The 11,584-nt window shown below is 59.5% G+C and carries 12 protein-coding genes; 11 read left to right on the forward strand and 1 reads right to left on the reverse strand.

Going from position 1 to position 11,584, the window contains the following annotated elements; translation table 11 throughout:
- Positions 1–16 precede the first annotated feature (16 nt).
- Genes D8Z78_RS22310 through D8Z78_RS22350 form a run of 10 tightly spaced genes read left to right on the forward strand, consistent with a single transcriptional unit; the run spans position 17 to position 8,893 of the window.
- Positions 17–484, forward strand: a complete 468-nt coding sequence (locus D8Z78_RS22310; protein WP_040652268.1) for a copper chaperone PCu(A)C — start codon at positions 17–19, stop codon at positions 482–484.
- Complete coding sequence (locus D8Z78_RS22315) at positions 484–1,110, forward strand: SCO family protein (protein WP_043872276.1); 627 nt, start codon at positions 484–486, stop codon at positions 1,108–1,110. The genes D8Z78_RS22310 and D8Z78_RS22315 overlap by 1 nt, the downstream gene beginning before the upstream one ends.
- Entirely contained in the window at positions 1,107–2,480 is a 1,374-nt protein-coding gene (locus tag D8Z78_RS22320) for a M23 family metallopeptidase (protein WP_043872277.1), read from the forward strand. Before D8Z78_RS22315 ends, D8Z78_RS22320 begins: the two co-directional genes overlap by 4 nt.
- Before the next feature lie 3 nt (positions 2,481–2,483).
- The gene (locus D8Z78_RS22325; RefSeq protein WP_009820119.1) at positions 2,484–2,942 is read left to right on the forward strand and encodes a DUF411 domain-containing protein; all 459 of its coding nucleotides are present in this window, start codon (positions 2,484–2,486) and stop codon (positions 2,940–2,942) included.
- 22 nt (positions 2,943–2,964) lie between these two features.
- Entirely contained in the window at positions 2,965–3,750 is a 786-nt protein-coding gene (locus D8Z78_RS22330) for a ZIP family metal transporter (RefSeq protein ID WP_040652270.1), read from the forward strand.
- Positions 3,731–4,225 carry a signal peptidase II gene (gene lspA / locus D8Z78_RS22335; RefSeq protein WP_009820121.1) on the forward strand — a complete coding sequence of 165 codons (495 nt, stop codon included), beginning with the start codon at positions 3,731–3,733 and terminating at the stop codon, positions 4,223–4,225. The genes D8Z78_RS22330 and lspA overlap by 20 nt, the downstream gene beginning before the upstream one ends.
- Positions 4,222–5,793 carry an apolipoprotein N-acyltransferase gene (gene lnt / locus D8Z78_RS22340; protein ID WP_052453652.1) on the forward strand — a complete coding sequence of 524 codons (1,572 nt, stop codon included), beginning with the start codon at positions 4,222–4,224 and terminating at the stop codon, positions 5,791–5,793. Before lspA ends, lnt begins: the two co-directional genes overlap by 4 nt.
- The gene (locus tag D8Z78_RS24775) at positions 5,793–5,960 is read left to right on the forward strand and encodes a hypothetical protein (RefSeq protein WP_043872279.1); all 168 of its coding nucleotides are present in this window, start codon (positions 5,793–5,795) and stop codon (positions 5,958–5,960) included. Before lnt ends, D8Z78_RS24775 begins: the two co-directional genes overlap by 1 nt.
- Positions 5,961–5,984: 24 nt before the next feature.
- The gene (locus D8Z78_RS22345; RefSeq protein ID WP_043872280.1) at positions 5,985–7,904 is read left to right on the forward strand and encodes a penicillin acylase family protein; all 1,920 of its coding nucleotides are present in this window, start codon (positions 5,985–5,987) and stop codon (positions 7,902–7,904) included.
- On the forward strand, positions 7,901–8,893 hold the full coding sequence (locus tag D8Z78_RS22350) for a cytochrome c oxidase assembly protein (RefSeq protein ID WP_040652273.1): 993 nt from the start codon (positions 7,901–7,903) through the stop codon (positions 8,891–8,893). The genes D8Z78_RS22345 and D8Z78_RS22350 overlap by 4 nt, the downstream gene beginning before the upstream one ends.
- A 243-nt stretch (positions 8,894–9,136) precedes the next feature.
- Here the strand turns inward: D8Z78_RS22350 and mntR are convergent, their stop codons facing one another.
- Positions 9,137–9,607: a manganese-binding transcriptional regulator MntR gene (gene mntR / locus D8Z78_RS22355; protein ID WP_009820125.1), complete on the reverse strand. Its 471-nt coding sequence runs from the start codon at positions 9,605–9,607 to the stop codon at positions 9,137–9,139.
- Between the two features lie 94 nt (positions 9,608–9,701).
- Here mntR and D8Z78_RS22360 point away from each other — a divergent pair, with 94 nt between their 5' ends.
- Positions 9,702–11,582 (forward strand): cytochrome c peroxidase, encoded by a 1,881-nt coding sequence (locus D8Z78_RS22360; protein WP_052453654.1) that lies wholly within the window; start codon positions 9,702–9,704, stop codon positions 11,580–11,582.
- The last annotated feature ends 2 nt before the right edge of the window (positions 11,583–11,584 follow it).

Raw genomic sequence — 11,584 nt, forward strand, 5'->3', positions numbered from 1 at the left:
TACAGGAGAATTCTTCATGACAAAACGATCTTACATCAATGGTTTGCCCCTTGTCTTGCTACTCTCGGGCATGTCGACTCCGGCATTTGCCGGTTCGGAGGATGTGGTCGTCGAAAACGCGTGGTCCCGTGCTTCAATCGGGGTCAACCGCCCTGGTGCGGCCTATATGACTGTGCGCAACACCGGTGAAGACACGGTCACGCTGACCGGGCTTACAACACCACTGGCCGTGATGCCCCAGATCCATGAGACGAAAACCAACGCCGACGGCGTCAGTTCTATGGCGCCTGCTGACGAAATCACGATTGAACCGGGCCAAAGCGTAGCATTGGAACCGGGAGGGCTGCACGCCATGCTCATGAAGCTGCAAAACCCGATGATCGAAGGCGAGACCTTCCCACTGACACTGACGTTCTCGGACGGTGGTGAAGTGACTGTTGAGGTCCCAATTCTGGGGATCGCCGCGCGCGGGCCGGAGAGCTGATGCAGCGTCGACATGTGGTCCAATACGGTGCAGCCGGTGTAGGCGCTGTCGCTCTGATGCTCGGCGTCGGTTGGTGGCGGGTGGATGGTCCCGGTGCACCAAAACCGGCCGGCCAAAGGCCTCTCCCCCTGTCGGCGATGGATTTCCGACTGACCGATCACGAAGGCAATGAAGTGGGCCCGGAAACCCTGATCGGACGCCCGACCATGGTGTTTTTCGGGTTCACCTACTGCCCGGATGTCTGCCCCACGACGTTATCGGATATCTCAGGTTGGCTTGAAGATCTCGGGGACGACGCCGCGCGGATGAACGTGGTCTTCATCACAGTCGATCCGGAGCGGGACACGGTCGAGGCCATGGCCGAATATGTCGGCTATTTTCATCCGGCTATTCGCGGCTGGACTGGGCCGGCAAACCAGGTTGCCCGCGCTGCAGAAGGATTTCGTGCCTCGTATGAGCGCGTCCCGACCGAAGGCGGCGACTATACAATGAACCATACGGCAAGCGTATTCCTGTTCGATGCCAAGGGTGAACTCGTCACCATGATTGACTATCACGAGCCAAGAGAATTCGCAGTGCCGAAGATCCGGCGTGCACTGACAGAAGACGTAGAGGGGGCAACATGAAGATTAGAATTGTTTTGGCGAGCGCTGTGGTCGCAGGCGCTTTTTCGCTGACCGCCATCGCCATTTCTGGCGTTCTTTCTAAAGAGCCAGTGCCTCCTGCGATTGCTGAAGCGACCCTCTGGACTCCCGATCCGCTCTCGATGCCTCAGATCGCCGACTACGATGTGACACCGCCCGCTGCATTTCACGCCGACAATGCTAGCCCAATGCGACCTCTGCCGCTCTTGCAATCTGTCTTCGCAGAAACCGCCTTGCCCGAGATTGAACCGCCTTTGATCACTTGGTCGCGTGAGATCGCGTCGGGCGAGACGCTGGATGCGGTCCTGGCGAACGCGGGTATCGCTGCGCCTGCGCGTGCCGAAATCGCGCTCGCGCTTGGTGCAGAATATGACCTGCGCCGATTGCGCCCGGGCCATGAGATCACTGTGATCTCAAAGGTGGACGGAAATCCGAGCCGCGTGGAACTGGCAGTTGACGATGGGGTGCGGATCGAAACGGTCTTTGGTCAAGAACTTGTCACACGCGTGTTGGAGCCAGACCCTGAAATGGTGACGTTCGCGGGCGAGGCAGTGATCGAAAGCTCTGTCTTCGCGGCGTTGGACAAAGCAGGCATCCCTGCTCGTTTTGCGGTCGACATGGCGCAGATGCTGGGCGGCACAGTAGATTTTCGACGCGAACTTTCCGGTGGCGAGACGATGCGTATTCTTTGGCGCGAAGCCCGCGACGGAAACGAGAGGATCGGTCAGCCCGAACTTGCCTTTGCCACACTGGACCTTGGTGAAACGGTCTACGAGATCGTCTGGCCGGATGACGGCAGCGGTGAAGCAACGATCTATGTCGATGGAGAGGTCCTGCGTGTTTTTGCCCAACCGGTGGAAGGAGCGCGGCTGAGTTCCGTCTTTGGCCGTCGCACACACCCGGTCTATGGGAATGTGCGCATGCACACCGGGGTCGACTTTGCTGCGGCCCGCGGTACGCCGGTGAAAGCGACAGCACCCGGACGCGTGAGCTTCATCGGACGTCGTGGTGGATATGGCCGGGTGGTGGAGATAGCGCATGGATCCGACACCCTGACACGATACGCACATCTCAGCGAGGTGCCGGACACACTCGAACAAGGGCAGCGCGTTTTGGCCGGAGACATGATCGGTCGCGTCGGTGCGACCGGCACCGCGACCGGCCCAAATCTCCATTATGAGGTTCTAGTCGATGGTCGCCCGACCGATCCTCTCTCAGACGACAGACTGGCAGAGGCGGCCGAGCGGGATGCGGATGACACGGCTGCACTTGAGCGATTGGCTGAGGCACGCTCGCTACTGGCCGAGAGGCTCACCAGCGAATTTGTGCAAACAACAACCGAAAGGCTTTAATCCATGAAACGACTGGCTCCCGCCCTTGCAGTCACGCTGGCCTTGTTTCCCGCAGCGCAAGCGGTCGCCGATGCGATCCAGATTGATGTCCGGAAGACAAACGGCTGCGGCTGTTGTCTGTCCTGGATGAAGCACCTCGAGGAAAGCGGATTCGCGCCGACAGGCGAGGACATGTTCGGGGGATCTCTTGTGCGCTTCAAACTCGACAATGGCGTGCCTCAGCGCATGGTCTCCTGCCATACGGCTTTGGTCGACGGCTACGTGATCGAAGGACATGTACCGGCATCAGACATTCAGCGTTTGTTGGATGAGCGTCCAGATGCAGTGGGGTTGGCGGTGCCCGGAATGCCCTATGGATCGCCGGGCATGGGACCGGAAGACGATCGAGAGGCTTATGAGGTCTTCCTGATCCGCGGCGATGGATCGACCGAGATCTTTAGCAGTTATTCGGCCGCTGACTGACGTATCGACGAGACCTCAACGCTTGGAACCCCTCTCCCCAATTACCCTTGGCTTTCTAGGAAGTCTGGCCGCCGGATCGCTGACAGCGGTCGGGGCGATCCCCGTTCTTTTCGGGCGCATCCCATCCCGGGCTACACGCGATCTGCTACTTGGCTTTGCAGCGGGTGTCATGCTCGCTGCATCGTTTTTCTCGCTGATCATCCCGGCTCTCGATGCAGCCGAAGGACAGTTCGACAACGGTGCTCTCCCGGCGGCCATCGTTTGTGTTGCTATCTTGCTTGGCATGGGCGCGGTCGCTCTGATGAACGAACGGCTGCCGCATGAGCATTTCAAGTCGGGGCGGGAAGGCCCTGACTCTGCTTCGCTGCGCCGCGTCTGGCTCTTCATCATCGCGATCACGATCCACAATTTCCCCGAAGGACTCGCCGTTGGTGTCGGGTTCGGGGCTGACGGTCTTTCTGGTGGCTTGCCGCTTGCGATTGGCATTGGGCTGCAAAACGCTCCCGAGGGTCTCGCCGTAGCGGTCTCATTGCTTGGTGAGGGATATTCCAGGCGCCGTGCGTGGGGCATTGCCGCCCTGACAGGTCTTGTCGAGCCGGTAGGCGGGCTTCTTGGGGCTGGGATCATCAGCATCTCGCAGCCGCTGTTGCCATGGGGCCTCGCCTTCGCCGCCGGGGCGATGCTCTACGTCATCAGCCACGAAATCATTCCCGAAACCCACCGTTCTGGCCATCAAAACAGGGCGACACTCGGTCTCGCGGTTGGCCTGGTGATCATGTTGTTCCTCGATGTATGGCTGGGAGGATGAGATGAAACAGTCCCATTTCCAAGGTTTCTTTGCGGCTGGAACTGCTTTTCTTGTCGATCAGGTGACAAAAGCAATTGTCGTCGCCAATGCGGCAGATTTGAGCGCCGGAGTTCCGGTCTTTCCCGGTTTCAATCTCATCTACCTGCGCAACGATGGCGTGACATTTGGATTACTTGGTGGAGCGCCATGGTGGAGCCTTACAGTGTTGGCCCTCGCGGTCTGCGGCTGGTTGACTGTCATGTTATTGCGCACTGACAACCGGGCCGAGGCTATCGCCTATGGTGCGATTATCGGTGGCGCGCTCGGCAACGTCCTCGACCGCATCCGGTTTCGGGGTGTGACGGACTTCCTCGATTTCTATGTCGGATCCACGCATTGGCCCGCCTTCAACATGGCGGATGTTTTCGTGGTCAGTGGCGTGGGCCTACTGCTCATAGCCCCTTGGTTGAGCGCCAAGTTGAAAACTGGCACATGATGGCGGGCTTGCGACCACTGACGGGTCGTGGCCGTTACATTCCCCTGCGATCAGGGATTAGCTTTGCAGCGGGCGGTTTAACGGTTTTAACCCTTCCACCATTCTCATGGCTGATCGTTGTTCCGGTCGCCTTCTCAGCACTCTTTCTCGTCCTCCGGCAGGTTTCGACAGCGCCCGCCTTCTTCATCGGCTGGGTCTTCGGAATGGGCCAGTTCGGGTTTGGAGTTTCCTGGATCGCCGAGAGCTTCTACGTCGATGCCGAACGTTTCGGTGCCCTTGCGATCCCGGCAGTCGCGGGACTGTCCGCCGGACTGGCCATATTCCCAGCGATTGCGGCGATGTTATTTGCCACCATCATGCAGCGCCGTGCTGTCGGCGGCATTACGGCAGGTCTTCTGCTTGCAACCTGCTGGGTTGCCGCAGAATGGCTGCGCGGTCATGTCCTGACGGGGTTTCCCTGGAACCTTGCCGCTTATGCTCTTGTCGAACATGCCGCCCTGCGCCAACCGGCCGCCTGGGTCGGAAGCTATGGGCTAAGCTTTCTCACGGTCTTTATCGGGCTGTTGCCCGGTGTGTTGATTGTGGCGGCACCAAACAGACGCGTGCCTGTTCTCGTGCTCTTCGCCGCTGCGGTGATGGGCCTCTGGGGTGGCGGCGCGCTGCGTTCAGGGACGGATGTGCCGCCGACGGACATCGCTTTGCGCATCGTCCAGGGCAATGTGCCGCAAGTCGAGAAGTGGGCACCGGGCAGCCGCGAGCGAACACTGGAAAAATACTTGAGCTTGTCTGCGCAACCTGGACGCTTCGACCTGCTGCTGTGGCCGGAAACGGCCTTTCCCGGTTTTCTGGACGAGGACGCCTTGGCGCGCAGACGGTTATCCACGGTTCTGCCAGACGGCAGGATCCTTTTGACAGGAGTGCCTGACCGCGTAGAGGGCGATGGGGAAACCCGATATTTCAACACGGTTCAAGCCTATGACGGCAACGGCGAAATTCTGACGGGATATGCAAAACATCATCTTGTTCCGTTCGGGGAATATGTGCCCCTGAGAGGCTGGCTGCCGATCGAGCGGCTCACCGAAGGTTTGGGCGATTTCACGCCAGGACCAGGGCCACGCACGCTGGCGATCCCGGGTGCGCCTCTGGTCGCGGTGGCGATCTGTTACGAGATCATTTTTCCGGGCCAGGTGGTCGATGACCTTTTTCGCCCCGACTGGATTTTCAACGCAACAAATGATGCCTGGTTCGGTACCAGCATCGGCCCCGAGCAGCACCTCGCCTCCGCGCGCATGCGCGCGGTCGAAGAAGGGCTTCCTGTGGTCCGGGCGGCCAACACGGGGATTTCCGCGATCATCGACGCCAAGGGAGAGATCATCGCGCGCCTCGAGACCGGACAAACTGGAGTCATAGATGCCACCCTGCCGACAGCGCTTGCGCCTACACCTTACGCACGTTTCGGTGATTGGACATCGCTGGCGCTCATCTGTGCGGTCTGGGCCTTAGCCTTTACCGTCGGATCGGCCAGACGACGTTTCAATTCAGAAAAATCAAAATCGGAGGAATCGTGATGCTGGTGCTCGCAGGCTTTGTCGGAGGGGCGCTCTGGGGTGGCTATCTGGCGCAACGGCAGAAAGGGAACCGCCTGGATATACTTCAATACGCGACAGGCTTCGGTATTGCTTTCGGCCTACTCGCTTTTTTCGCCTCGGTGATCCTCTTGCGCATCACGTCTTGAGATTGCTTTGGCACCGGCAACGAATTGAAACGACTGTTCAACATATTACTGTACTTGCTCCTGGCGATTTTTGCATCAGGACTGGCCGTATCCGGTGTCGTCTACTTTCTTTTGCGCGCCTCCGTCCCCGACTATGACGAGGATTTCAGTGTTGCGGGAATCGAAGGTCCAGTCGATATTCTGCGAGATGCTGCGGCCATACCGCACATTTCTGCAGACTCCGCTGCGGACGCCTATTTCGCGCTTGGTTTCGTTCACGCTCAGGACAGGCTTGGCCAGTTATTGAGGGCAAGGCGGGCAGCGCAAGCCTTGTTGCCACTTGACCAGACGATCGAAGTCGAGCCTTCGACAGCCCAAGCGCTCGACGCATATGCCGCTGGTGTCAACGCGTGGCTTGGTCTGGTATCCGAAGGCGGGCGCGGCAGAGGCTCACCCGATCTGTTGATCGCGGATGAGAGAATGATCGCTGCCTGGAGACCCGTCGATAGTCTCAGACTTGCCCAAGCGTTTCTGAACGATCTTCAACCCGAGAGACGCCAGAGTGACCTGTCCGGCTTGTCAGATCGACCTCTTTTGCCCGAGCTGTTTGTGACCTCGCCCAAGGTCAGCCTCGATGCTTGGGCGTTGCCTGGAGACAGAACAGCTTCGGGAGCACCAATTCTCGCCGCCGATATACGTGGCCCCTTATCGCTGCCTTCTGAATGGTACCTGGCGGATATTCAACTCCCGACCGGAGCCGCGATTGGGGCTACAATGCCGGGTGTGCCCTTCATTGTCGTCGGTCGCAGCGAACGCGTCGCTTGGGCGTTCCGATCTCTGTCACTGACTGCCCTTAAAGAGCCAGTGAGTCCCACCGCTGCCAAGGCCGGCAATTTTCTGATGATGCTTGACCGTCTGGCGCGGTCCGCCGATGTGAACGATGCTATGGACGCAAGCATGAACCTGGCACCAGCCGGATTGGAGATTCTTGCCATCGGCCGAGAAATCCTTGCTCGCTGGCCTGACAGGGAGGTCGAAACGCCTTTCTCGTTTCGAGACGCCCGTCTGGCAGCTCTTGATGTGCGGCAACCGATATTCTCGGTCGAGGGCGCGATTGCGGCGCAGCGCGACACGGTCAGCACTGCCGCGCGGGCGCTTCTTCCTATAATGGCAAAAGAGCTCTGGTTCGTGGGTTCCGCAGGCGCTCTCGAAGAGAACCGCGCAGATGAGTTTCGCGGCGATATTCTGGGTCAACTTGCCCAATGGAATGGCGACATGGATCGCTTTTCACCGGAACCGCTCGTGTTCTGGGCCTGGGCGCGCGCGTTGCAAAAACGGATACTTCAGGATGAATTTCCATCCGCGACAACGGTCTGGGCCAGGCCAAATGCCGATATCCTATTTGCGGTGCTTTCAGATCGCGGAGGGAGCGCAATCTGGTGCGACATCCGCCCGTCCACCCGCATCGAGACCTGCCAGGATCAGGTTCGTGCGGCCCTGGATGATGCCATCGGCTGGCTTGTCGACCGCTACGGACCCGATCCGTCAGATTGGGTCTGGGGCGAAGCACACGCTTTGAATATGGGGTGGGCGCCAATCCGATCGAGTGGGATCATCAGCGATCTGCTGTCTCTCGAAGCCCCATCTTCGGGCGATCCATACACACTGATTGCAACGCTGTTATCTTCTGACAATGACCGCCCCTTCGCGGCCAGCGCGGGCACCAATTTTCAGGCGGTCATGTCGTTTTCGGAAGAAGCCGGATCCTATTTCATCGCGCCAGCCGGTCAGTCCGGCCACCCGCTCTCACGTTTCTATGAAAACCTTTTTCTCATGTGGATGCAGGGCAAATATCTCACGATGTCCACTGATCTGTCCTTGGCCCGGGGTGGCGCTGTGGGAACATCCCGACTTTCACCGGTATCCGTCGATACGCCGACAATACAAAATGACAGGAGCCGATGATCACTTACTTCCTCCTTTTCGACCCGTTTGGGTATGCGATTTCGCCAGTGTCCCTTGTTTCCGTCAGCTTGGCCGCATGGGTCTACATGCGCGGCCTCGTGCGATCCGCTCGCATTCGCGGGACGGTGTCTATGTGGCGGCAAGCCCTGTTCCTCGCTGGCTTGACCTGCATTCTCGCGGCCACAAATGCGCCTCTGGCTTCGTTGGGGCATAGCCTCTTTTCGGTGCACCAAGTGGAGCACCTTCTCCTCCGCCTTGCAGGACCACTACTCTTCGCGGTCTCTCAGCCGTGGCGATTATTGCAAGCCGGTTTGAACAGACGGTGGCGTCGATACCTCGACGCTCTTGGAAAATCTTTTGCATTTCGGTTCTTGGCACATCCGGTAACCGCCACTGCCGCGCTCATCACGTCGCTCTTTATCTGGCAGATTCCAGTGCTTTACGGACTTGCTCAGCGCATCGCGGCGATCGAGGTGTTCGCCCATTTTGCGATGGTGCTGGCAGGGATCTGGTATTTCGGCATGCTCTTCGACCCGAGAGATCCCCCTGAGGGCGCGAGGCGCGGCGCAAGGCTGATCTCCGGTTTCGCGGTGATCGTTTCAAACATTTTTCTGGGTTCCTTGACGACACTCAAAGAGGTGAGCCTCTATGCTTCCTACCAAACGGCGGGAACCGGGTTTCTCGATCCCCTGTCCGACGAAACCATGGGTGGCTACACGATCTGGGTCCCGTCCTCGATGCTGATGATCGCCGCGATCATTCTGGTCATGAACGGGTGGAACGCGGCCGAGGTGCGTCGCTGGAATTCACGATACGAGTTGGTGCGAGGGTCAAACTCCGCGGCGCTCGAGTTTCCGGAAACGGCCGAAGAATTGCGTCTGAAAGTAGCAGAGCCAAACCGCGACATGGGCCGGACGCTCGCCATAGGTGCCTTGGTCATGTTCTTCATCGTCATGACGACGGTGGTGACAATTGTCTATGCGCTTTGAACAGAGGAGCAAATCAAAGGTTGTATCCACGTCTTTTCCCGCGATCGACATTCTCGCTGCACCGTCGTCGCAGTCAGAGATTTTGGGCACACTATCTCGGGCTGGCCAAGCTCAGAGGACACGAACGATTTTCTGCACTAAGGTTGACCATCAGAACAAATGCCAACCCACCAGCCTTTGACTGCTGACGCCGCCGCCTCCTGAGTCTTGCTTTTCTGAATTTCGCGAGAACTTGATGCTGCGCTACTTGCCGCTTTGAGATTGCAGGAGGGCGTGTTCGAAGGCCTCCAGCGTGGTCGTGCTGACGTGATGCTCGATCCCTTCCGCATCGCGTTCCGCAGTCTCTTCGTCGATTCCCAGGCTGAGGAGAAACGCGACGACGATCCTGTGTCGTCGGCGGCAGGCCTCGGCCAACTCCCGACCGGCATCCGTGAGGAATATGGCGCGGTAAGGTTCCCGCCGCACCAGGCCAGCAGCTTTGAGCCGCGAGATGTTCTTGGTCACGGTCGGCGGCTTCACTCCAAAACGTTCGGCGATTTCCACCGGCCTTGCCTCTCCGCGCGACTCGATCAGTTCGGCGATCAGTTCAACGTAATCTTCCGCCATTTCGCTCTCATGTGCCTGACGCACGGTCGCGAACCCCTCAGCCTGTGCTTCGGGAGCCCTGTCGACAGTTTCGAACGGTTCATGTTCCTGTGATTGCAGCTTTGTCATAGTTGGGACTTTGCAGGGAAACTGCAGGATTGACAACTTGTTTGCTTAGGGTAGATAAATTAGCCGTGTCTAACTTTTGAATTCGGAGACTGCGGTGATTCAGAAATTCCTTGGAGCGTTCATTGTCGCACTCGCAAGTGCGCTCGTCCTGTCCGGACCTGTCGCTGCGACGCCTGCCAAGGAGGCTCCATGGCTTCCCGAGGCGGCGGCCTACCGGCTGACTCTCTTCCTCGGAAATCTCGAACCGCTGCCTTGGGATGACGTCGGGACCGCCTGGGCCGAACCCTACCGGGGTTCGGAATTCTCTGTTGGTGCATTGGCATGGCTGGACGGCAACAGCGACATCGGACCCGCCCCCCTTCTGGACGCCATCACTCGCGAAGACCGCCAGGCGGTCTTTGCCGAGGCGACGCGGCTGATCGCGCGCCGGATCGACGAGGAACTGGACCGAGCAGTCATGGCCGACGACCCTGCACGTGCGCAGCAGGCCGTGCGGACAGCCCGAGAACTCTATCGCTCGTTCGCGGACGGTATCGCGGCTGCTGATCCCGACGCTTCGAGACGCATCGGCCTCGCCTGGCTGGAACTCAACAGCAGCACAGGTTCCGCCGGTGTTCTTGGTGCTGGTGCCACACCCGCGAGTCGCAAAACCATGGAAGCCGCGCGCGAAGTCATCTCCCTCTATCTCGCCGAGAATTACCTCGTTGACGATTTCGCGCCGCGCCGGACGCTGAGCGCGCTGCCGGAAACTGTTGTCCTGAGTGGCCGCACCATCGAGGTGCCGCCTAGCCTGCCGCCGGGGTTTGACATCTTCGATCAGGATCCGCTGCCGCGCCTCGTCCTCAATTTCGAGGAGCAGGGCATCGACGAGACCGACCTGCCATTGGTGGCCTATGGCGACATGCTATTCGACAGCGCGCAAATCTTTGGCAATCCGGCGCAGGGTCTCGGGGTCGCTTGTTCGACCTGTCACAACCGATCGGACGTTAACCAGAGGCTTTTCATTCCGGGTGCGAGCCATCAACCAGGCGCGATCGATGTCGATGGCGCCTTCTTCAACCCGATCTTCAATGACCGGCGTGATGATCCGATTGACATCCCCAGCCTCCGTGGCCTGCGCTTCACCGGGCCCTACGGCCGCGATGGCCGCTTCGCCTCCTTGCGCGATTTCACCCGCAACGTCATCGTCAACGAGTTCGGCGGCGATGAACCGACGCCCTTCATGCTGGATGCTCTGCTCGCCTACATGCTCGAATTCGACTTCCTGCCCAACTCCATGCTGACACCGGATGGTCAGCTGACCGAAGCCGCTCCCGAGGCAGCGCAGCGCGGCGAAGCGATCTTCAATACACCCTTCGCGGCGCTCGGCGACCGTTCCTGCTCCAGCTGCCACGTCCCGGACACGAACTTCCTGGACCGGCAGGCCCATGATATCGGCTCGGTTGCGTTGGCCTACGATGGCGCCCGCACCGGTGCGATGGATACACCCACGCTGCTCGGCACCGTCTACACCGCGCCCTATTTCCACGACGGGTCGCTGCCGACCCTGGCCGCTGTCGTGGACTGGTTCGACGAATCGAAGTCGCTCGGCCTGACCGGAGCGGAACGGGCCGACCTGACGGCCTATCTGGAGACCGTGGGCGCAGCGGACGAGCCCTATGAGGCATTCGACGCCGAGAACACCGCCTTCCGGCTGGCATTCTCCGAACTGACGACCTTCGCCTCGACGCTTGATACGCTGCTGCCGCAGCGGGATGCAAAACATATCCTGCTGCTGACCGACACCGTGGCCGCGGACCTTTCGGCGGACGCCAGCACAATGTCGAACCTGGCTGCGCGGCCTGAAGTCTACGCGTTGGCCCAACGTCTGGCCGAGGTTGGTGACGCCGTTCGTACTGATGACTGGGTGGCTGCCGAAACAAGCTGGACCGCGTTCAAGTCCGAAGCCGACGCAATCGAAGAGAGGGCATTCTGATG

Origin of the sequence: Tropicibacter alexandrii (assembly GCF_003667315.2) — a bacterium.
GTDB classification, from domain to species: domain Bacteria; phylum Pseudomonadota; class Alphaproteobacteria; order Rhodobacterales; family Rhodobacteraceae; genus Tropicibacter; species Tropicibacter alexandrii.

Excerpts from the sequence above, each read along its gene's own strand:
- D8Z78_RS22310 (WP_040652268.1), top strand. The coding sequence starts at position 17 with ATGACAAAACGATCTTACATCAATGGTTTGCCCCTTGTCTTGCTACTC.
- D8Z78_RS22315 (WP_043872276.1), top strand. The coding sequence starts at position 484 with ATGCAGCGTCGACATGTGGTCCAATACGGTGCAGCCGGTGTAGGCGCT.
- D8Z78_RS22320 (WP_043872277.1), top strand. The coding sequence starts at position 1,107 with ATGAAGATTAGAATTGTTTTGGCGAGCGCTGTGGTCGCAGGCGCTTTT.
- D8Z78_RS22325 (WP_009820119.1), top strand. The coding sequence starts at position 2,484 with ATGAAACGACTGGCTCCCGCCCTTGCAGTCACGCTGGCCTTGTTTCCC.
- lspA (WP_009820121.1), top strand. The coding sequence starts at position 3,731 with ATGTATGGCTGGGAGGATGAGATGAAACAGTCCCATTTCCAAGGTTTC.
- lnt (WP_052453652.1), top strand. The coding sequence starts at position 4,222 with ATGATGGCGGGCTTGCGACCACTGACGGGTCGTGGCCGTTACATTCCC.
- D8Z78_RS24775 (WP_043872279.1), top strand. The coding sequence starts at position 5,793 with ATGCTGGTGCTCGCAGGCTTTGTCGGAGGGGCGCTCTGGGGTGGCTAT.
- D8Z78_RS22350 (WP_040652273.1), top strand. The coding sequence starts at position 7,901 with ATGATCACTTACTTCCTCCTTTTCGACCCGTTTGGGTATGCGATTTCG.
- mntR (WP_009820125.1), bottom strand. The coding sequence starts at position 9,607 with ATGACAAAGCTGCAATCACAGGAACATGAACCGTTCGAAACTGTCGAC.